Below are 21054 nucleotides of genomic sequence, written 5' to 3'. Positions count from 1 at the left end.
CTCAAAATTTTGTATAACAACATATTATTATCTTTTTCTTATGCAAGCGAAGATTTCCAAGAAACTAAAGAAAGTCATTGCCGGTTTTACCGCATCGACAATCATTGTCGTTGCCATCCTTATTTTCGGAAGTACACAAAACGATATCGTCGGAAACTCCAGAAACAGTAGCGAAGCCCTTGAGAACCTCTTTTACGACTTGTTTTTCAAGGGAGCCACCTATGTTGACGACAGCGATGTGGCCCTGAACGAAAAGATTACCATTGTCCAAAAAGACGCATTGAACAAGAACGACCCCAACATTTTCATTGTTGACATCGACGAGCCCTCCCTAGAAACTCTAGGTCCCTTTAACGAATGGGACCGCGACGTCCACGCCAACGTCATCAAGAACCTGAGCAAGAGCAACGCGGCTGCAATCAGTTTTGATATCGTGTTCAAGACCGCCGACTTCGGCAAGAAAAAAGCGGACCAAGTGCTGCAGGTTCTCGGAAATATCGCCCCGGACACCCCGTGGGATTCCACCTACCCCGAAATTCTCGCCAACTACAACTACGACTCCATACTCGTCTCCGCTATCAAGGAAAGCGGCCACACCATCGTCTGCGATGTGTTCGGCGACGCGAAGGGATACAAGCACGAATCGCAATGGCGCAAGCTGAGCGGCGAAATGCGCGCCCAGGAAATCGGCCTCGGATCCACCTTCAATAGCAGCCAAGTCGACAAGCCCGAAAATATCGAGCCCAAGGACCTTCTCGATAACATCTTCCCGGAACTCGCCCAGGCAGGTGCCGGTCTCGGTTCCGTGAACGCCTACCCGGACAACGACGGCATCGTGCGCAAGGTGTCCATGTTCTACCGTTTCCCGAATACAGACATTCCCCCTACCAAGGACACCACCCTGCTTGAAGTCGGACATATCGATTCCAGTCACATCTATACGACCATGTCCCTGATGACCATCTTGCACCTATTCCACCAAAAACCCGAGAACGTTAAAATCAAGATGGGGCAATATATAGATGTCGGCAAGCCTTTCGGTATCTACAGGGACTCCGCGGGAACCTTCCACACGACTTACCCGAATTTTAGCTACCCCATGTTCACTGCACTCAAGAAAAAACTTTCCGAAAAGAAAATTGAAAAAACAGCAAGCAAGACATTCATTGACGTTTCTTTCCGCATTATCGTCCAAAAGGATTCCCTGGGAAAGATCACCCTGAAAATCGGCAACAATCCACGTCCCCTCGACATCGAGCAGTCCAGACTGATTATGAACATTACGGAAGCCACCTTGGATTCCGTCGAAGAGGATAAGCCCGTCATTCTCAACAAGCTCGCCAAACTGGAATTCGACGAGGACGAAGACGACAAGGATTATTTCGTCATTTCAATCCGCGACCCGGATAGCGTAAGTGACGACGAAGGTGAAGAGGGCGAGGAAGATGAAGAAGATGAGGAAGACTACGACCTCATCAACATCAGCCGCTACACTGTCAACACGCTCCAACTTTATGCCGATTCCATCAAAAGAATTCCTAACGGCAAGTCCGTCTATCTGTCACTCGACATGGACATCAACTATGACAAGCAGTTAAGGCGCTGGAAATCAAACCAGGTCATCCTCTCCGACGCCGTCATCCGCGACATTCAGGCTACAGACGAAGAAAAAATCACGAACCTCAAGCCCGGCGAGGAACTCCGTTTCGGCCCCGCCAAAAGAATTCCGATTGATCAATTCGGACGCTATCAGGTTAATTTCAAGGGCCGATACAATGTCGCCGATTCCCGCCGCACTTTCCAGCACCTATCCTACAAAGACGTCGCCTCGGGCGAATCCAGGACCGAACAAGGAAAAATATTCATTCTCGGTTCCGCCGCAGCGGCCCTCTTCGACTTTGTGCCCGTTCCCAGCGAAGAGAACTACCCTGCCGTGCTGATCCACGCCACCATCATCAAGAACATCCTTGAAGACGACTACATCGTCACCCTGGCCGAAAACTACCAGCGGCTAATCGTCATCCTGCTCGCTCTGATCAGCCTGTTCCTCGGGCTCTATTTCCGAAGCTACTTTTCGGTCGCCATATCGGTCATCCTGATGGCGGCCTACGTGATGGTCGCCTACAAATATTTCCAGAACGGCCTCTATATCGGCGTATCCAAGCAGGTTCTCGCCATGCTGCTGACCAACATCACAGCTCTGGTGGTACAGTTCTATTTTGAAAACAAAGAAAAGAGCTTCATCAACAACGCCTTCAAGCAATACATTTCTCCTGAACTGATCGACGCCATGGTGGATAACGAAATTATGCCCACCCTGGGTGGCGAAAAATCGAACATTACCGCCTACTTTACCGACATCGCCAGTTTCTCGACTTTCTCCGAAAAAATCGGCGACCCGAGTAAGCTGGTCGAGCTTTTGAACGAATATTTAACCGCAATGACCGACACCCTGCTTGCAAACAAGGGAACGCTCGACAAGTACGAAGGTGACGCCATCATCGCGTTCTTCGGTGCACCGATGCCATTACCTAACCACGCCCAGAGCGCCTGCGACTCCGCCGTGGACATGCAGAACAAGCTGCTGGACCTCCGTAAAAAATGGGCTAGCGAAGGCAACAAATGGCCGAAAGTCGTTCACGACATGCACATGCGTATCGGTATCAACTCGGGCGACATCGTGACAGGAAACATGGGCTCCACCATGCGCAAGAACTACACCATGATGGGCGATGCAGTGAACCTCGCCGCACGTCTCGAAAGTGCGGCCAAGCAGTACGGCGCCTACATCCAGATTAGCGAAGATACGCAAAAGCACCTGGAACCGGGACGGTTCATCTACCGTTCTCTCGATACCATCCGCGTGATAGGCAAGAGCCAGCCGGTAAAGACATTTGAACTTCTGAACAAGACCGGTTGCGAAAACGAAGCCAGCCTGACCGAACTGGTCGGCATTTGGGAAAAGGCCCGCGCCTGTTACCTGAACATGCAATGGGATGATGCCATCGAACTTTTCAAGCAATGCCTCGAAATCGAGCCGCACCACCCCGACCGCGATCCGGGCAGCAAGACAACCCCGTCGCACATCTACATCAAGCGCTGCGAGGCATACAAAATAACCCCGCCTGTTGCAGAAGGCGAGATATGGGACGGAGTATTCACGGCAACTGAGAAATAGTTGATAGTGCTTAGAACATAGCTCTTAGATCTATGTTCTAAGAGCGTAGCGGACTAAGTTCTAGTTCAGCTCGATATTGTCGATCAGGCGAGTCTTTCCGAAGAAGGCGGCCACCAAGATGACCACCTTGTCTTCGGGAGCGAGCATCCCGGAGAACTTCTGCAAGTCCTTCTGGTTGACGACTTCCACGAACTGCACGATGCCGCGAGCGGCAAGGATAGACTTCAGCACGATATCACGAATCTTGGAAACGCTGCGTTCGCCCGCCTCGTAGGCGGCCTTCGCCTGCTTCAAGCCACCATAAATGCCCAGGGCGCGGCTATGTTCGTCTTCACTCAAGTACTCATTGCGGCTAGAAAGGGCAAGACCGGAATCTTCGCGCACCAACTTCACGCGGTGAATCTGCAAGTCAAAATTCAGGTCCTTCACCATACGTTCAATCAGGAATACCTGCTGGTAATCCTTTTCGCCAAAGTAGGCGTGGTTACAGCCCGAAATCAGGAACAGTTTGGACACCACCGTGAGCACGCCGCGGAAATGTCCCGGACGGTATGCACCGCAATACAGGCTTTCCAAGGTTTCATCGCGAACAAGCGTCAGCGGGTCACCATCAGGATACATCTCCTGCACGCTCGGGGCGAACACATAGTCGGCTCCGAGAGAACCGGCGAACTTGGCGTCCGCTTCCAGGCGCTTCGGGTACTTGTCCAAATCCTCGTTCTTGCCGAACTGGATCGGATTCAGGAACACGCTCACCACCGTGATATCGCAATCCTTGACGGATTCCTTGATAAGAGCCCCATGGCCATCGTGCAAAGCACCCATCGTGGGAACAAGCCCGATAACCTTGCCTTCCTTAGAAAGCGGTTTGAGGATTTGACGCAGGGAATCAACAGTCGTTACGATTTGCATTATTTACCTTCTGGAACAAAGTAGGTCGTCTGCTTGGGGCAGGACGCAATCGCATCCAGCACCAGTTGCAGGTGGTTTTCGTTGTGTACAAAGTCAATATTGTCGGTATTGATGATCAACACCGGCGCATAAGGATAATTCCAAAAATGGCGGTCAAAACGATCCATAAGGCCACTCAGGTAAGACCCTTCAATAGTCTTTTCCATGGTTCGTCCACGTCCGTGAATTCGCTTCAGCAACGTCGGGACAGACGCCTGCAAGTAAACCACCAGATCCGGTCTCGGAATATCGTGGTTCAAGGCCTTCGCCACCTGGTCGTACATGGCGTATTCACTTTCGGACAAATTTTGGGCCGCAAAAATCTGGTCCTTGTCGTAAGTAAAATCACTCACCAGGAGATCATGGAACAGGTCGCTCTGCAAGGCGGAGTGCTGCAACTGCTTGAGGCGGTCAAGCAAGAAAAAGAGCTGCGTCTGGAAAGCGTAGGCCTGCTTGTTCTGGTAGAACTTTTCAAGGAACGGGTTTTCCTCGAAATTTTCCTCGATGAACATCGCATTCCAGCGCTCGGCGATAATCTTGGCAAGGGAAGTCTTCCCCACGCCGATAGCGCCTTCGATGGCCAAAAAATGAACGCCCTTTTCTCTCAGCATATCAGGGTTCCTCCGAGGTTACGACGCGGAACGGAATCTTTTCTTCTTTTTGCAACAGGCCAGATAGCAGATCCTTGACCTTAAGTCCCGTTTGCGGATCTTCCCAGTCGGGAGCAATGTCGTTCAACGGAACAAGCACGAACTGACGGCTCACTATCTGGGGGTGGGGCAGATTTGGACGCCCTTGCCGAACTTCCTTACCAAAATAAAGCAAGTCCAGATCAATTTCACGAGAATTCCAATGGCCACGCGGCTTGCGCCCCAAAATAAATTCTGAACCTTTCAGGTAATGGAGCAACTTGGTGGAATTTCCCGAATACCAGAAACTGACGACCTGGTTAAAATAGGGTCCCTGGCCTGCCGGTCCTACCGGAGGTGTTTCGTAAATCGGGCTTTCCATCCAGCCACCCGCCGAAATCCGGCGAAGCATTTCGCGGCCTTCGGCAAGATGCTTGTATCGGTCAGGGAGGTTGCTGCCCAGGGCTATGAAAACTCTTTCTAAAGAATCCACGTCGCAAATATAGATATTCAAATTTTCACTTTTCTGTCAAAAAAGAGCTTTTCAACTGTTAAAAACACGAAAAGAGGCCCAAAAATCTCATAAAAAATTTTTTTATGAAAAAAATGAGGTTTCTTATGACAAAATACTTTTTTTTAATTATCTTGTATCCTGCTACGCGAAGTAGAACAACACTAGCCCATATTGGTCATTTCTAGCAACTCGACTTTGGGCACAATTTCATTATAAATATCATCCTTACAAAATCATTCATTATTGTATTAAACCTATAGGACACTATCGTGGCTCCAACAAAAAAGAATCTTAAAGAAACTCATCTTGCAGATCAAGAATCCACCGGCATCGATGTTCCGGCAGAAGTGCAGGGTAACATCGAACTAGCTCCCGCCGAAGTCGCAAAGCCCAAGCGCGGCAGACCCTCTACCAAGGCTGCCAAGACAGATGGCAATGACGAAAAGAAACCGAAGAAAATCAAGAAGATTCCTGAGCAAGAAGCAGTCGCTACAGGCGAAGAAAAGATTATTACGGACAACGCCCCTGTAGAACCCGCCACGACAGAAATTAAAAACACCAACGAAACCGCTCCCTCCGAAGCAAACATCCAAAACGCTCCCGCCGAAAATCAAGCCGGCATGCCTGCCGAAAACCAGGGCGAAGGCCAGAACAACGGAGCCACCGAAAATCAGGGCGTCGCGGTCGATGCAAGCCAGGGCGAGCAGGGGAACAGCCAGCAGAAGTTCCAGAACCCGCAGAACCGCCAGTTCAACAAGTTCAACAACAAGAACAACCGCCGTTTCGACAAGAACTACCGACAGAATCAGAGATTCCAGCCCGAAGAAGAAGACACGACTCCGCTCCCCGAACCGGACTCCGAAGCCTGGAACAAGGCCCGCGAATGCTGGAGCAAGTACCGCAAGATGACCATGAGCGACTTGCAGGAGCTCGCCGCGCAAAAGGAAAATCTTGACTTTAGGCGTTACCGCAAGCAGTCCCTGGGTCTCTTGTTGCAGAGCCTCGAAAACGAGAACAACATCGTTTACGCCGAAGGCCTCCTGGAAGTCACCCCGCAAGGCCACGGATTCCTGCGCAACACCGAATTCAACTACCAGCAGGGACCGGACGACGTTTACGTAAGCCAGAACCTGATCCGCAAGCTCGGACTCAAAATCGGCGATACCGTTGCCGGTCTTGCCCGTCCGCCGCGCGACCAGAACGACAAATACTATGCGCTCCGCCGTGTAGACAAAGTAAATTTCGAAGATCCCGAAAAGATCAAGCGCCGCGTTGCTTTTGAATACTTAACCCCGATTCACCCGAACGAAAAGATTCAGCTAGAATGGGATTCCGAAGAACTTAGCACCCGCGTCATGGATCTGTTCTCCCCCATCGGTAAGGGTCAGCGTAGTATTATTCTCGCGCCTCCACGTACCGGTAAGACGATCCTGTTGCAGAACATGACCCGCGCCATCGCCAAGAACCACCCCGAAATCATCATCATCGTACTTCTGATTGACGAGCGTCCTGAAGAAGTGACCGAAATGCGTGAAATTATCGGCAAACTGGTCGAAGCAAACCCGAACCTGCGTGCCGAAGTGGTGGCCTCCACTTTCGATGAACCGCCTGACCATCACGCCCGCGTAGCCACCATGGTGCTCGAAAAAGCCAAGCGCCTCGTGGAACAGCAGAAGGACGTGGTTGTCTTGCTCGACTCCATTACCCGTTTTGCCCGCGCGAACAATGTGGTGATTCCGCACTCCGGCAAGATCCTTTCGGGCGGTGTGGACGCGAACGCCATGCAGTTCCCGAAAAAATTCTTCGGTGCAGCCCGTAAGATTGCCGACAAACTCGGAGACTTCCAAAAGGATTCTAACGGACAGGTCGTTCACACCATTACTGGCGAACCCATTCGCGAAATCATCCAGAAGAACGGGTCTCTCACCATTATCGGCACAGCCTTGATCGAAACCGGCAGCCGTATGGACGAAGTGATTTTCGAAGAATTCAAGGGTACGGGTAATATGGAACTGGTGCTTGACCGCCGCCTGGCCGAAAAGCGCACCTGGCCCGCCATTGATATTTTCAAGTCCGGCACCCGTAAAGAAGACCGTTTGCTCTCCCTTTACGAGCAGGATATTATTTGGAAATTCCGTCAGGGCGCCCAGAACGATACTGAAAACGGCATTATGGACAAGCTCATCAAGATGATGATGCAAAACAAGACCAATGCCGAATTGCTCGAATTTTTAAAGAAGGCCAAGGACAGCCTCCGTTAACAAAAGGAAGATTCTATGTCAGAAAAAATCTTTTTCGCAGGCACCGGCAACATGGGCGGAGCAATTCTCCGCGGACTTTTGAAGGCCGGCACCAATCCTTCTACCATTTTCTTCTTTGACCCCTCCGATAAGGCAGCCGCCGAAGTCACCGCCCTCGGTTGCGTGCGTGTGGCAAGTTTTGCCGAAGGTATCAACAAAGCAGAAGTCACCTTCCTTTGCGTGAAACCGCAGATTTTCAAGTTGGTTTCCGCCGAATGGAAGGCCGCTGCAGCAGCCGAAAAAACATCGAAGACCTTCGTGAGCATCATGGCCGGCGTCACCCGCAAGGCCCTCATCGAAGTTCTCGGCGAAAAGAATCAGATTCTCCGCGTGATGCCGAACTTGCCGCTTACCGTCGGCAAGGGTTCCGTGGGCCTCGCTACCGACGGTGTGACCGAAGAAACGCTCGCCATCGCCGAAAAGATTTTCTGCAACATCGGCGTGACCTGCCGCGTTGCAGAATCCCTGATGGATGCAGTGACCGGACTTTCGGGCAGTGCTCCCGCCTACGTTTTTGAATTCATCGAAGGCCTCACCCGCGGTGGCGTGAAGGCGGGCCTCACCCGCGATGTGGCACTCAAGCTTGCGCTTGGCACCATCGAAGGCAGCGTTGAACTCGTGAAACAGTCCGGCAAGAGCCCCAGCGACCTCTGCGCCATGGTCTGCTCCCCCGCAGGTACCACGATTGCAGGCATCAATGCCCTCGAAGAAGGTGCCTTCCGCAGCACGCTCATCAAGGCTGTTGTCGCAGGAACCGACCGTAGCAAGGAACTGGGAAAATAGCGGCTTCGCCGCAGTCGGTAGAACTTAGTTGGCAGAACTTAGAGATTTTTTTCTAAGTTCTAACTTCTAAGTTCTAAGTTCTAACAATGGCGACCATCAGTCTATACGCAAAAGAAAATGCAACGTCCTCGTTCATCCAGGACGTCTTTTCTTCGGTAGACTATCAGTTGGACTTTTTCCACGATGTTCCCGCAGCGGACGCCATTCCGCAAGTCACTCTAATCATCTGGGATCTGGATTCCTTTCCAGAATCCAACCTGGAAACCCTGACCACCTTCCGCGAAAAGTCTCCGGACACGCTGATTCTCGTTTATGCCGAGAACCCTGAACGGTTCAGCGAAATTTCAAACAAACTTTACGACAGCGTCCTTTCGGTGGAATCCCTGAAGCTCCACCTGATGTCGCGAATCGCGAAGCTCAAGGAAATTCATAACGCCCGAATGATTTTCCGCGAACGCATGAGTCACCTAGTCGGGAAAAGCCCAGCTATGCAGAGTCTCCGCAAGATTGTCGAGCGGGCAATCGTACATACGGGTCCCGTACTTATCCAAGGTGAAACGGGTGTCGGCAAGGAACTGATTGCGCAGGCGGTCGCCTGCGTCTACGACAAATTCGTCACGGTCAACTGCAGCGCCATTCCGGATAACCTTTTCGAAAGCGAACTCTTCGGGCATACCCGCGGAGCCTTCACCGGAGCGCAAAACGAGCGCATCGGCCTATTCGAGGCCGCCGACGGCGGCGCCATTTTCCTTGACGAAATCGGGGACATGCCCCTACACGCCCAGGTCAAGCTTTTGCGCGTTTTGCAAAGCAAGGAAATCCGCCCCCTCGGAGCGAACAGGACTAAGCATATTGATGTTCGCATCATCGCGGCCACCAATAGGGACCTGCAACAGGAAATCGCCGAAAAACGTTTCCGCGAAGACCTGTACTACCGTCTCAACGTGATTCCCGTGCAGATTTCGCCACTCCGCGAACGCAAAGAAGATATCGAAGACCTGGCCAATTACTTTATCCGTACTTACCAGACGGCAGGCGAAAATTATTCGCTTTCATCCGAAGCCCTAATCAAGCTACAGGAATACGACTGGCCGGGAAATATCCGCGAACTGGAAAATGTCATCCAGCGCGCACTCTGCTTCACCAGCGCAGGCACCCTCCGCCCTGAAGACATCCAGATTGGCGATTCCACGGCAAAAGCATCCAGCAAGCAAGCCACATCCGCTGCCACCGAGCAATCCTCGACGGGCAAGGAACTTTCCGATTACGAAAATTTCCGCCAAATGCAACTGGAGCAGGAACGGAAATTTCTCATTCAAAAAATACGCGAATGTAACGGATCTGTCCGCGAGGCAGCACAAAAGCTGGGACTCCTCCGCACCGCCCTATACAACCGCCTTAATCACCTAGGCGTAGACATTAAAGAAATTACCAGATACTAAGTCGCCTGGAGCCGGAGATTCAAAACTTTTCCGTCCAGTCCAGAAGTCCCTTCGCGCGGGCTTCACCGGCCGCCTCGCAATGCGCGAGGCCATTTGCAATGACCATAATCCGGTCGCAATACCGTTCGGCATACTCCACGGAATGGGTTGACACCAGAATTCCCATGCCGCGCTCCCTAGCCAAGGTCCGCAGCATTACAAAAAGTTTTCGACTTCGGGGAATATCCAAAAACGCATTCGGCTCATCGAGCAACAGCACCTTCACCTGCTGCGCCACCGCCATCGCCAGGTAAACGCGACTACATTCGCCGTCGCTCAACTCGGACATCCAGCGGTTTGCAAAATCCTTCAGGTCCAGCAGTTCCAGGGATTCGTCAACGACGCGTTCGTCTTCGGCACTATGCCCATCAAAGACTCCCGCATAGGGCGTGCGGCCAAGCCCAACAAACTCCCGCACCGTCATGCGGTCAAAAAAAGCTCCGTTCATGCGTCCCATACGGACAAGCGTCACTAACCGCGCCCGCTCGCGAGAAGTCCATTGAGTTTTCTCGCACAGGCTTACCTTACCGGCAAGGGGCGGAATAAGCCCGGATAACGTCTTGAGGAACGTACTTTTGCCCGATCCGTTCGCCCCCATCAGGGCAACCACCTCACCCGCTTCCAAGTTGAAGTCAAATGCGTCGACAAGCCCAGATTTCTTTTCAGATCGGGAGACATAGCCGAACACCAGATTCTCACAAGCAAGCAGGCTCATCCGCGCGCCCCTCTACCGCGAGAAATGACCAGCAGCACCACGGGTACACCGACCAAGCTCAATATGGCATTCAAGGGAACCATCGTGAAGAGCCCAGCCGCAAGGCAAAGAACAGCGCCGCACAAGGCAGAACCCGGCAAAAGCAGGCGGTGGTTTCCCGTTTTGAACAACATAAACGCCAAATGCGGAACGGCAATTCCCACAAAGGCAACCGGTCCACAAAAAGCGGTCGACGAAGCTGCCAGGAGCGAGGCCCCGAACAAGACCAGGTTCTTGTAAAGACGCACATTCACGCCCAAGCCCTTCGCAAAATCTTCACCCATACGGATCGCGTTCAAGTAGCGGATCGAGACACCAATCAGCACGCACCCTACGGTGACCGCTACCGCAAAGATCCAAATGCCGTCAAAGGTCAACCGGCAAAAACTACCCATGCCCCAAGACACAAATACCTTGAGCGCTTCCGCATCGCTCCCGACAATCAGCAGGTTCACCAGGGCGTCAATAAAATAACCGACCAGAAGTCCCACGATCAAAAGCACAGTCGAGTTCCGGAAGCGGTTCGACACCAGCATCACCAGGAATGTCACCGCAAAAGCACCCGCCGCCGCCGAAGTAAGCACCCCGAAATGTCCGAAGCTAAATCCGGCCAACAGCGAAAGGGCAACCCCCAGACTTGCGCCGCTACTGATGCCGAGCACAAACGGCCCCGCAAGCGGGTTCCTGAATAAGGTCTGCAACGAGAGCCCCGACACCGCAAGCGAAATACCGGCTAGGACCGCCGCCACCAGTCGGGGCACGCGCAAATCCCAAAAGATACGGTTCAGGACAGAACCGTCCCCATAAAAAACGTCGGACAACGACAGTCCGACCGTCCCTGAAAACAATGTCAAATAAGAGAGTGTTGCCGAAAGCAGAAGCAACAAGGCAAACCCCGTGAGGATTCGAAACGTATTTCGTCCCCCAATCACGAGCGCCTTATTTCTTCTTGTTCTTTTCAGCTTCCTGCTTCATTTCGGCGGAGCCCTTCGGGTCGCGCAGGTAGATTTCGGCAGGAATATTGTCAAAGCCCTGCAGGGCGTTGAGCCAGTTATCGTTCAAGTCGCGGAATTCCAGTTTGTTCAAGTTGTAGAGCAGGGAGTCCTTGCTGATTTCGAACGTGATATAGTCCCAGCGAACCACCTGACGGTCCTTGAACACTTCGCGGCTCACGAGAGTCTGATCGCTATCGAAACGGTAACGGGCCTTGAAGGTGTATTCACCGGTCATCTGATAGCGGCCCGAATCGGAATAGGTGCGGGTAATACCCACGAGGGTGTCGTTTGCACCGAAACGAAGTTCCGCATCGCGGAAGGCATGGCCGTGGGCGATAATCGGAGTGCGCCACACGCCGAAGACCTGTTCCTTCATCCTCTTCTGGAGGACCGTATCGATATTCCAGTGGTCGAAGTTGCTCTTGTCGTAACGCACACGCTGAACGTACTTGCCGCTCTGGATCTGCTTGCGGACGCTATCGGCCTGAACCTTGGCGACACTGTCGCTATTGCGGGGGCCCGTCGGAGCGGCAACCCTGTTCATAGAATCGAGCTTCGCCTGGATCATTTCGTCAAGCGTTGCAGTCGCACCGCGGGGAGCGGCAACCACCTGAGCTTCCACCTTCGCAAGGTTTGCGGGCTGCGTAGCGGACTTGGCAGGAGCCTGGGACGTCGAAGAAGAGACAGTCGCTGCAGTAGCGGACGGTTGCGTCGGGGTTGCGGTCTTGGCCGGAGCGGCAGGCGCGGTCTGAGCAGCGGGAGCAGGCTTAGCAGCAGATGCTGCAGTCTGAGCGAAAGGCATCCCTACGAACGCCAGGGACAAAAACGAAATAAGAATATGCTTGTACATGAAATCTCTCATCGACTTAAATGTAGTTAAAGCATATTCAAAAAAGTAGGAAAAAGGATAAAAAAAGGCTATCTTTGGGCTATGTTCGAAAAAAAGCTCGATTATACCCAAGTTCCCTCCCCCTGTTTTGTCCTGGACGAGGCAAGACTCCGCCGTAATATGGAAATTTTGGACGATATCCAAAAGCGAGGGAATGTAAAAATAATTTGTGCGTTAAAAGGTTACAGCTTTTGGCGATCCTTCCCGCTCATCCGAGAATACCTTGCTGGCGCAACAGCCTCCAGCCTGAACGAGGCGAGGCTCGCCAAGGAAGAAATGGGCAAGGAAGTCCATGTATTCGCCCCCGTCTACGAAGACGACGAAATCGACCAGATCCTGTCTTGCGCGGGACATATCACCTTCAACAGCTTTAGCCAGTGGCAGCGATTCAAAGACAAGACTCTCGCCGCAGGAGTAAGCGCAGGAATCCGCGTGAACCCGCAGTTCTCGACCGTAGAAACCGACCTGTACAACCCGTGTGGCAAGTTTTCGAGACTCGGAGTCACCGAAGCGGAGTTCAAACCGGAACTCTTGGACGGCATCGAAGGGCTGCACTTCCACGCCCTCTGCGAACAGGACGCCGACGCACTGGAGGGCGTACTCAAAGCTTTCGAACAACATTTCGGCAAGTACCTGCCCCAAATGAAATGGGTGAACTTCGGCGGCGGCCACCACATTACCCGCAAGGATTACCATCGCGAAGAGCTCGTGCGTATCCTAACAGAATTCCATAGCCGCTACCCGCACCTGACCGTCATCATGGAACCGGGCGAAGCTGTCGGCTGGCAGACAGGCGAATTGGTTTCCTCAGTCGGAGACATTGTTCACAACGAAATGGACATTGCCATCCTGAACGTGTCGATCAGCGCGCACATGCCGGACTGCTTGGAAATGCCATACCGCCCAGAAGTGATTGACGCGGGAATGCCTGGAGAAAAGAAATTCACATACAAACTCGCAGGCAATTCTTGCCTCGCAGGCGACCAGCTCGGAGACTTTTCCTTCGACGAGCCACTCAAGGTAGGCGACAAGATTATCTTCAAAGACATGATCCATTATACAATGGTCAAGACCACATTCTTTAACGGTGTACGCCACCCGAGCATCGGCAAGTTCGACGAACAGGGCAAATTCCATTTGCTCCACAAGTTCACTTACGAGCAGTTCAAGGAGAAACTGTAATTAATTCGGATTTCAGAATTCGGAATTCAGATCTTAGAGCTTAGAACTAAGAAAATTCAGATTTCGAGAATAATGATCAATGAATTTTTAATTGCATTATGATTTTTAAGTCGGAAAAAGAAACTTATAACTGGGCGGTAGAATTCGGGCGTAGCCTGAAGCCGGGCGACAAGGTGGCCCTTTACGGGAACCTGGGTGCCGGCAAGACGGTCATCAGTCGCGGGGTCTGCAAAGGTCTCGGTTTCACGGGGTCCGTCTGCTCCCCCACCTATACCATCCTGCACGAATACCCGAACAACCCGCCGATTTTTCACTTCGACCTTTACCGCCTGGACGGCGGCGCCGACCTGAACGAGGTCGGCCTCGACCCCGACTACCTCGAAAAGGGGATTAGCCTGATCGAATGGCCTGAACGCCTCGAAGACAACGACCCCGGCCTCACGCATAAGGTTGAAATAAAAATCCTCTCGGAAACCAAGAGGGATATCACCGTCACTACGCTTTAAATTTCCCATGCCACTGGAGCCGCGAGCAGCAGCAGGGCCGGCGTGTACCTATAAACCGGCATAAAGCAACTCGTTTATAGGTAACAAAAAAAACGCTCTTTGCAATCGTACCTATAAACAAATCGAAAACGGACCCTTTATAGGTATATTTTTTCAACTTTTGCTGTACTTGCGTACAAATTAAACAATTAAGCACCTATAAAACAAACAAATAACCCCTGTTTATAGGTATATATTCAAAACAGGCACAATTTGCAATCCGTTTCTTACCTATAAAATTGTCCTAAGCAGCACTTTATAGGTACACTTCGCCAAAAAGCACTCAAAAACAACCCCAAAATGGAACAAAATCTAGGAAAAAGCACGTCTTCGCCCCAAAAACGGAGCTATACACAAAAGCCGTTCCTTTATGGAACGGCTTTGCGTCTTCATTTGCAATAAAATTTGCGTTTTAAAGTTTCTGAGAACTACTTTGCCGCGCTAGAGTCGGCAGCGGAATTAGCCGGAGCAGCAGCGACCGCAGAGGCCTTAGCGGCATCCTTCGCGGCCTGAATTTCCGAGATTTTCACGATTTCGTCCCATTCGCTCTTGTCGCCGGTATACAGGAGCATGGCACCCTTGTATTCCGTCACGATCTTGGCGGCAGCGGCTGTATCGCCCTTGTCGAGAGCATCATTTGCATTTGCGAGCAAGTCCTTCTGGGCGTTGCGCATATCCTCGATTTCACCGAGGCGGTTCTGGCGGAGCACTTCCAGAGTATCGCTCACGAAAGCCAAGTCCCAGGTGGACTCGTAGCAGGCTTCCACTTCGGCAAACTTCGTCGCATCTGCGGTCGCGGCGACATACAGAGAATCGCACTGTGCAAACGTTTCGGCGCAGCTGCGTTTCACATGCTGATAGTACTGATAACCGCCCACAATCAGGCCGACAATGACCAGGAGGAACACGCCGTCCTGCCAGCCCATGATCGGGCCGCTGGGAAGTCTCGGTTTTCCGTTGACGGTGTCGCCTGCTTCCAGGCGTTCTTCGGCTTCGTCAAAGGGGCTTTTTCCATTCAAGAAACTGAACATTTTCTACCTACTTTTTTACACTTACTTTTTGGCAAGGGCCGCAAAGACCCGTGCATACAAATAAATTTGCTTGACCAGGCTCGCAAAGCCGTTCGAACGCGTCGGCGAAAGGCCTACATTCAGGCCGATATCCTGGAAGAACTTCGGATCGACCGCGAGAATGTCCGCCGGAGCCATATCGTTATAGACCTTGAGCGCAAGCGCGCCGAGGCCGCGGCTAATGAGCGGATTCGTGGTACCGCCTTCGACATCCATTTCGAAGTGAATCTTTTCGCCGTCGAACTTAGGCACCAGGTACATGGTCGAGGCGCACCCCTGGATAATGAATTTTTCGTCCTTGAGCGCGGTGTCCATCCCCTTATGGGCACGGGCCAAGTCAAGCAGGTACTTCCACTTGCCGTCTTCGTCTGCAAAGTTTGCAAACGTCTCACGCACTTCGTTCAAACGAGAATCCATCACATCACTCATAAAATCACCATCAACGCAAGAAGGAACGCATCTTCCAGATGAGCGAAGGTGCGGCCCACAGCACATTAAAGAAAATTCTGAACAACGTCTGTTTTTCGCGCGGAAGTTTCGATAGTTTCTTGGCGGCACGATCAAACTGGGCGTCGCTAATCTTGTTGAAGCCCGCCTTGGCTCGCGCCACCTGCAGGTGCTTTTTGCCAAGAACAGCCATCCAGCGGTCAAGCGTCTTGGCCTCGATTGCCTCACGGTTTGCACCGGAATCGTCAAGCCATTCCTTCACGGACTCCGCGACCACCTTTCCACACAGGAGCGATTCCACGATTCCCGAACGGCTGATGGGATTCACGCAGCTTGCCGCATCGCCCGCCTTAAAGAGGCCGCACTTCGCGAAGGGGCGAATTTGGGTTCCGGTACAGGCGATTGCGCCACCGTACACGGCCTTGACCTTTGCCTCGGGATAGTCGCGGGCGATAAAGTCCAGCAACTTCTGGCGCAGGGGCACCTTATGCTTGACATCCTTGCCTAGCACAAAGCCGATATTCACTTCCTTGCCGTCGCGCGGGAAAATCCAGCCGTACCCCGATTCGAATTCGGAGCCAAAGAAAAGCTCGATATGTTCCTTGCTATGCTCTATACCTTCGGCCACCGCAAAGATTGCAGGTTCCAGGTCGGCATCGCCCGATTCAATTCCCTGCAGGCACTCGATACCGCGGGTCAGCTTGCAGCTCGGGCCCGAAGCGTCAACCACGGCAACGGCCGAAAGCGTCTCGACTTCGCCACCAGCCACGGACACAGAAACGTTCCAACCATCGGTGGTCTTTTCAAGTTTCTTGATCAAGGCATCGTAGCGGCATTCCACGCCTGCCGCGCTACATCCTTCCGCCAGGCTATGGTGGAAAATCCTGCGATCCAGGATCAGGCCACAGTCCTTGCTGTAGAACTCAGCTCGATAGCGCTTGGGGGAGGTAAAATAAATTCCGGAAAGCGTTCCACGGACAAAAGAGGGATCCACCGGCCACAGGGCGTTCAGCCTGTCATTAGAGACGGCCTCGGCGCAAAAAATCGGCTCTTTCCACGGTTCTTTCTTGTCCAAAAGTAAAATACGTCTAGCACCGCCAGTCAGTCGCCCCAGGGTGCAGGCGGCCATGAGACCGGCAGGACCGGCCCCGCAAACCACCACATCATACCGATTTGATGCAAAATTTGCCATTTCGGGGAACAAATTAGCATTTATTTATAAAGTTTTTTTCTTTTTTATTGTTATTTGCCAATTTTTTTAGTTATTTTAGGGCTATCCGTTATTTGGTTTTATCCTTAAAAGGGAATGTATATGAATATGAAGAGAGTATCAAAGTTTGGTTTGTGCCTAGTCAGCGCACTAGCCCTCAACGTTTTTGCTCAGGACAACTGGGCCGGCAAGGACCTGAACGTGTCCTTCAGTAACAAGCGTATCGACAATTTCAACTTCAAGAATGCGAAGGCTGTCGCCCATACGACGGACTTCCGCCGTGCAACTGGTGAAAACCCAGATTTCACGGGCGCAAACCTCAACGAAGTTTCCTTCCAGAATGCGGTGATCAGCAACGCAAACTTTGAAAATGCAAGCCTCGTCAAGGCAACCATTAGCGGTGCCGACATCCGTGGCTCCTCCTTCGAAGGCGCCAACATGCAGGAAGCGAACCTCTACCGTGCAACGCTCCTCGATAGCCAGTTCCCCAAGGCAAACCTGAAGAATGCCCGCCTCGACGCCATGAAGGTGTCCGACCAGACCGACTTCAGCAAGGCTGACCTCACCCAGGCATCCGTGATGGACGTGGACCTGACTGCCGCCGACTTCAACAAGGCAAACCTCACCAACGCGAACTTCTCGCGTTCCCTGATGGCAAACAGCGACCTCCGCAAGACGACCCTCGTGAAGACGGACTTCACCGCCTGTAACCTGATCGCCGCCAACTTCAAGGGCGTGGACCTCATCGAAGTGAACTTCGCCAAGGCTGGTCTTTCCCAGGCCAACTTCAGCGGTGCCGAATTCAAGAACGTGAACCTCAGGGAAGCAGACCTTTCCCTGACCACCTTCAATGACGTGGATCTTTCCAAGACCCAGCTCCAGAAGGCCAAGTTCGCCCAGTCCACCCTGAAGAACATGAACTTCGACAACCAGGACCTCACGGGCGTGGTGTTCGACAAGGGCTCCGTTTCCAAGAGCTCCTTCGTGAAGACCAAGCTCTCCAAGGCATCCTTCTACGATACCGAAGTGAGCAAGAACTCCTTCCAGAACGCAGAACTCCTGAAGGCCGTGTTCGACGGTGCATACGTCCGCAAGAACATCTTCGACAAAGCTGACCTCACCAAGGCCAACTTCGCGAATTCCACCATTGAACGTTCCGACTTCATTCTCGCCCAGCTCGCCGGTGTAAGCTTTGCCGGTGCCAAGCTCGAAAAGGTGAACTTCACCAACGCCAACATGCAGGGCATCAAGATTGATGCCGACACCAAGATGGAAGACGTGGACTTCTCTGGCGCAAACCTCGAAGGCGCCAAGATCGAAAAGTTCACCGCCAAGAAGGTAATCTACGACAACAAGACCCAGTTCCCGTCAGGCTTTGACCCGCGTCAGTATGGTTTCACCAAGCGTGGTGAAAAGGCCGCCGATATCAAGGTCGAAGGCAAGAAGAAGTCCGGTGACGGCGAAGACCAGCCGAAGAAGAAGCGCAAGAAAAGAAAGTCAATGGACAATGACGACGAATAGTCGTTAACCAAAAACGGAATTGAAGAGCCTCGGTGACGAACCGAGGCTTTTTTAGTGTTTTTTTTATGCTATCGCTTCGTTCAAGCATCAAACTCTAGGCTCGGTCATAGCCATGCGAGCGTGACTGCGAAACTCGCCTTTCGCATTTGTCCATCAGCCAGTTCACCGCTTCGGAAAGCGTATGCACCTGGACAACCTTCATGCCCGAGGAATTCTCCGGCAGGCGGCCACCCGCCGGGACGACCGCTTCGGTCATGCCCAGGCGGCGGGCTTCCTTGAGCCTTTGTTCCAAAAGGCTCACGGAGCGGACCTCGCCCGACAGTCCGAGTTCTCCGATGACGATGGACTGCCTGCCGAGCGGAATGGCGAGGTGGTTGCTCGCGACGGCGAGCGCGAGGGCGAGGTCCGACGAAGTGTCGGAGACCTTCAGCCCGCCGGCAATCGAGACGAACACGTCGGAAGCCCCGACGATTACCCCGCCGAACTTTTCAAGCAGCGCAAGGATGATGGTGAGCCGCTTCGGGTCAATCCCTGCGGCCACGCGCTGCGGTACCGCAAAGGTGGTCTGGCTTACGAGCGCCTGCGTTTCGAAAAGCATCGCCCGCGTCCCTTCCATCGTGCAGCAGACCACGCTTCCGGGCGTCGGAGGAACATTCTCTTGCAGAAAGGCCCGGCTCGGATTTTCTACCGGAGAAAGCCCGTGCGAAGTCATCTCGAATACGCCGATTTCGTCCGTTGCGCCGAAGCGGTTCTTGATGGTACGGATTAGGCGGTACTGATGGTTACGGTCGCCCTCGAAATACACGACCGTATCGACCATGTGCTCCAGGATGCGAGGCCCTGCGATCTGACCGTCCTTGGTGACATGCCCGATAAGAATAGTGATGCAGCCCGTATTCTTCGCGAACACCATCAGGTCGAGCGTGCATTCGCGAAGCTGCGTGGCGCAGCCCGGAGTCCCCGAAAGATTTTCTTTATAGACCGTCTGGATAGAATCGATGACGAGCACCTGCGGCTTGATCTCTGCCGCCTGCTGCAAAATTTTTTCGAGGCTAGTCTCGCAAAGCAAAAGCATTTCGGAACCCGCCACATTCAAGCGTTCGCTGCGCAGCTTGACCTGCACCGCGCTTTCTTCGCCGCTCACGTAAAGCGTCTTGACGCCGGCGGCTGTCATGGTGGCGAGCGTGGACAGCACCAGGGTGGATTTCCCGATTCCAGGATCGCCACCGATGAGCACCAGGGAACCTGGTGCAAGCCCGCCCCCTAGCACTCTGTCAAATTCGGTATTGGCGGTGCTCAGCCGCCTCGTCTCTTCTGTAGCAACCTCCTTCAGCGGAATCACCTTATGGACAGGACCGCCAAGGCCACGAGAAGCTCGCCCACCGTCGAGAACACTTTCTACAACATGCTCCTTGAGACTGCTCCACGCCCCGCAGAACGGACACTTGCCAGCCCACTTTGGCGTGGTATTGCCGCATTCGGTACAGAGGAACTCAATTTCTTTTTTCGCTTTCGTTTTACTTAGTGCTACCATGTGCACTAATATAACAAATTACCACCGACAATTTATGACATTTTATAAATAATGCACAAAAAAGCACTTTTACATAAGGTTCAGCACCCGATTTTTGCAGGGCATTCCTTCTTAGCACTCAAAGCATTAAGCGGAAAGCACAAGGCTATTTACTTTTTTTACAATTTTCACTGGTTTGCTTTACATTGGCAGAATTACCTACGATAATTATATAGGAAATACAGCCAACGGGTAACCTATGTTTGACTTCATCAGCAACATTCTTGAAAGCATAACTCACTTTTTCACACAAGCTATCTTGCTTATCATCATCGTACTTGCAGTCGTCTTGCTTTTTCTTGCAACGCATAGGCACAACCATAACCCCTATGTGGACCACTCGCAAGAAATCCAGAAACAGAAAATCGAGGCCGAACGAGATGCTCAATACAAGGAGGCTTTGCAACGCCTCTATGACGAACAATATGGAAAATAAACCAACAACAACGGAGGCGTCACCATGGGATGCCTTGTCAACCTTATCAAAATCTTCCTAGGGCTAATCCTTATAGTCATCATGCTCATCGTTGGCTATAAGCTCATTTTCGACCCGAGCACCTTCCAGAAACCAGGTGTCGAAATGGAGCTTACACCCGAGCTTGAACGCGGCCTCGTGTATGTAATCAAGGTTTTCAAGGCCGTGTTCGGCCAGGACAAATGCGTTATCAGCATCTTGAGTACTCATGAAGAGTTCTATTCAATCCAGAAGAAAAGGAAAAGATTGTATCGCTTCTTCGCAAATATGCGGAAAAATACGATGCACGTCCCAATGCCATCGGCATGGATTTCAAGCTAGAACCTTCTTTTTTGAAGGACGGTATCGGTTTTGACGGGTACTCTTTCGAAATCGGCTGGCATTCCCACGGCAGCGTGATGATCGTGGTGCCTTACAAGGAAATTCTGCCCTATATGGAAACTTGGGCCCGCCGGGAATTCGGTCTTACTGAAACGAAAGGCTCAAAATAAGGGCATTTTTACGAGGCTTCTGCAGTTTGTGTGGAGGGGTTGGGAGGAGTCTAAGCAGCGGTTTTC

Annotated in this window: 20 protein-coding genes; 10 read left to right on the top strand and 10 right to left on the bottom strand. The window is 52.3% G+C overall.

Annotation, left to right across the window (positions count from 1 at the left end):
- Window positions 1–40: 40 nt before the first annotated feature.
- Window positions 41–3178: a CHASE2 domain-containing protein gene (locus Q0P86_RS09055; protein WP_294113644.1), complete on the top strand. Its 3138-nt coding sequence runs from the start codon at window positions 41–43 to the stop codon at window positions 3176–3178.
- 60 nt (window positions 3179–3238) lie between these two features.
- On the opposite strand, the gene panC is transcribed toward Q0P86_RS09055, so the two are convergent.
- Genes panC through folK form a run of 3 tightly spaced genes read right to left on the bottom strand, consistent with a single transcriptional unit; the run spans window position 3239 to window position 5251 of the window.
- The gene (gene panC, locus Q0P86_RS09050) at window positions 3239–4090 is read right to left on the bottom strand and encodes a pantoate--beta-alanine ligase (protein WP_294113645.1); all 852 of its coding nucleotides are present in this window, start codon (window positions 4088–4090) and stop codon (window positions 3239–3241) included.
- Window positions 4090–4740 (bottom strand): deoxynucleoside kinase, encoded by a 651-nt coding sequence (locus Q0P86_RS09045; protein ID WP_072977093.1) that lies wholly within the window; start codon window positions 4738–4740, stop codon window positions 4090–4092. The genes panC and Q0P86_RS09045 overlap by 1 nt, the downstream gene beginning before the upstream one ends.
- Window position 4741: 1 nt before the next feature.
- Complete coding sequence (folK, locus tag Q0P86_RS09040; RefSeq protein WP_290994573.1) at window positions 4742–5251, bottom strand: 2-amino-4-hydroxy-6-hydroxymethyldihydropteridine diphosphokinase; 510 nt, start codon at window positions 5249–5251, stop codon at window positions 4742–4744.
- A gap of 290 nt (window positions 5252–5541) precedes the next feature.
- Between folK and rho the strand changes: the two genes are divergently transcribed.
- The 3 genes from rho (at window position 5542) to Q0P86_RS09025 (ending at window position 9797) form a co-directional block, all read left to right on the top strand.
- A complete protein-coding gene (gene rho / locus Q0P86_RS09035; protein WP_295038921.1) occupies window positions 5542–7533 on the top strand; it encodes a transcription termination factor Rho in 1992 nt (663 codons plus the stop codon).
- 15 nt (window positions 7534–7548) lie between these two features.
- Window positions 7549–8355: a pyrroline-5-carboxylate reductase gene (proC, locus tag Q0P86_RS09030; protein ID WP_290994578.1), complete on the top strand. Its 807-nt coding sequence runs from the start codon at window positions 7549–7551 to the stop codon at window positions 8353–8355.
- 86 nt (window positions 8356–8441) lie between these two features.
- Window positions 8442–9797, top strand: a complete 1356-nt coding sequence (locus tag Q0P86_RS09025; protein WP_294113651.1) for a sigma-54-dependent Fis family transcriptional regulator — start codon at window positions 8442–8444, stop codon at window positions 9795–9797.
- Between the two features lie 19 nt (window positions 9798–9816).
- On the opposite strand, the gene Q0P86_RS09020 is transcribed toward Q0P86_RS09025, so the two are convergent.
- Genes Q0P86_RS09020 through Q0P86_RS09010 form a run of 3 tightly spaced genes read right to left on the bottom strand, consistent with a single transcriptional unit; the run spans window position 9817 to window position 12447 of the window.
- Window positions 9817–10551, bottom strand: coding sequence for an ABC transporter ATP-binding protein (locus Q0P86_RS09020; protein ID WP_290994583.1), 735 nt, complete (start codon window positions 10549–10551; stop codon window positions 9817–9819).
- Entirely contained in the window at window positions 10548–11522 is a 975-nt protein-coding gene (locus tag Q0P86_RS09015) for an iron ABC transporter permease (RefSeq protein WP_294113653.1), read from the bottom strand. The genes Q0P86_RS09020 and Q0P86_RS09015 overlap by 4 nt, the downstream gene beginning before the upstream one ends.
- A 7-nt stretch (window positions 11523–11529) precedes the next feature.
- Entirely contained in the window at window positions 11530–12447 is a 918-nt protein-coding gene (locus tag Q0P86_RS09010) for a hypothetical protein (RefSeq protein ID WP_295038918.1), read from the bottom strand.
- A gap of 69 nt (window positions 12448–12516) precedes the next feature.
- Here Q0P86_RS09010 and nspC point away from each other — a divergent pair, with 69 nt between their 5' ends.
- Window positions 12517–13656, top strand: a complete 1140-nt coding sequence (nspC, locus tag Q0P86_RS09005; RefSeq protein ID WP_294113656.1) for a carboxynorspermidine decarboxylase — start codon at window positions 12517–12519, stop codon at window positions 13654–13656.
- A 98-nt stretch (window positions 13657–13754) separates the two neighbouring features.
- On the top strand, window positions 13755–14162 hold the full coding sequence (tsaE, locus tag Q0P86_RS09000; RefSeq protein WP_295038913.1) for a tRNA (adenosine(37)-N6)-threonylcarbamoyltransferase complex ATPase subunit type 1 TsaE: 408 nt from the start codon (window positions 13755–13757) through the stop codon (window positions 14160–14162).
- 467 nt (window positions 14163–14629) lie between these two features.
- Here the strand turns inward: tsaE and Q0P86_RS08995 are convergent, their stop codons facing one another.
- From Q0P86_RS08995 to Q0P86_RS08985, 3 genes are read right to left on the bottom strand one after another with little or no spacing between them, the layout of a single operon-like run.
- The gene (locus Q0P86_RS08995) at window positions 14630–15232 is read right to left on the bottom strand and encodes a hypothetical protein (RefSeq protein WP_294113660.1); all 603 of its coding nucleotides are present in this window, start codon (window positions 15230–15232) and stop codon (window positions 14630–14632) included.
- Between the two features lie 21 nt (window positions 15233–15253).
- Window positions 15254–15688, bottom strand: coding sequence for a SufE family protein (locus Q0P86_RS08990; RefSeq protein WP_294113662.1), 435 nt, complete (start codon window positions 15686–15688; stop codon window positions 15254–15256).
- Window positions 15689–15710: 22 nt separating this feature from the next.
- On the bottom strand, window positions 15711–16910 hold the full coding sequence (locus Q0P86_RS08985) for an NAD(P)/FAD-dependent oxidoreductase (protein ID WP_295038911.1): 1200 nt from the start codon (window positions 16908–16910) through the stop codon (window positions 15711–15713).
- Window positions 16911–17030: 120 nt separating this feature from the next.
- Between Q0P86_RS08985 and Q0P86_RS08980 the strand changes: the two genes are divergently transcribed.
- A complete protein-coding gene (locus Q0P86_RS08980) occupies window positions 17031–18449 on the top strand; it encodes a pentapeptide repeat-containing protein (protein ID WP_290994602.1) in 1419 nt (472 codons plus the stop codon).
- Between the two features lie 94 nt (window positions 18450–18543).
- On the opposite strand, the gene radA is transcribed toward Q0P86_RS08980, so the two are convergent.
- Window positions 18544–19983, bottom strand: a complete 1440-nt coding sequence (gene radA, locus Q0P86_RS08975; protein WP_295038909.1) for a DNA repair protein RadA — start codon at window positions 19981–19983, stop codon at window positions 18544–18546.
- A gap of 238 nt (window positions 19984–20221) precedes the next feature.
- On the opposite strand from radA, the gene Q0P86_RS08970 reads away from it, so the two are divergent.
- The 3 genes from Q0P86_RS08970 to Q0P86_RS08960 are packed head-to-tail and all read left to right on the top strand — an operon-like array spanning window position 20222 to window position 20988.
- Window positions 20222–20458, top strand: coding sequence for a hypothetical protein (locus tag Q0P86_RS08970; protein WP_295038907.1), 237 nt, complete (start codon window positions 20222–20224; stop codon window positions 20456–20458).
- Between the two features lie 24 nt (window positions 20459–20482).
- Window positions 20483–20818: a hypothetical protein gene (locus tag Q0P86_RS08965; protein WP_295038905.1), complete on the top strand. Its 336-nt coding sequence runs from the start codon at window positions 20483–20485 to the stop codon at window positions 20816–20818.
- A complete protein-coding gene (locus Q0P86_RS08960; protein WP_295038903.1) occupies window positions 20803–20988 on the top strand; it encodes a hypothetical protein in 186 nt (61 codons plus the stop codon). Before Q0P86_RS08965 ends, Q0P86_RS08960 begins: the two co-directional genes overlap by 16 nt.
- The last annotated feature ends 66 nt before the right edge of the window (window positions 20989–21054 follow it).

Origin of the sequence: uncultured Fibrobacter sp. (assembly GCF_946062555.1) — a bacterium.
Classification (GTDB): Bacteria; Fibrobacterota; Fibrobacteria; order Fibrobacterales; family Fibrobacteraceae; genus Fibrobacter.
The sequence above is the reverse complement of the archived record's forward strand: the minus strand, read 5'-3'. Positions and strand labels throughout refer to the sequence as shown.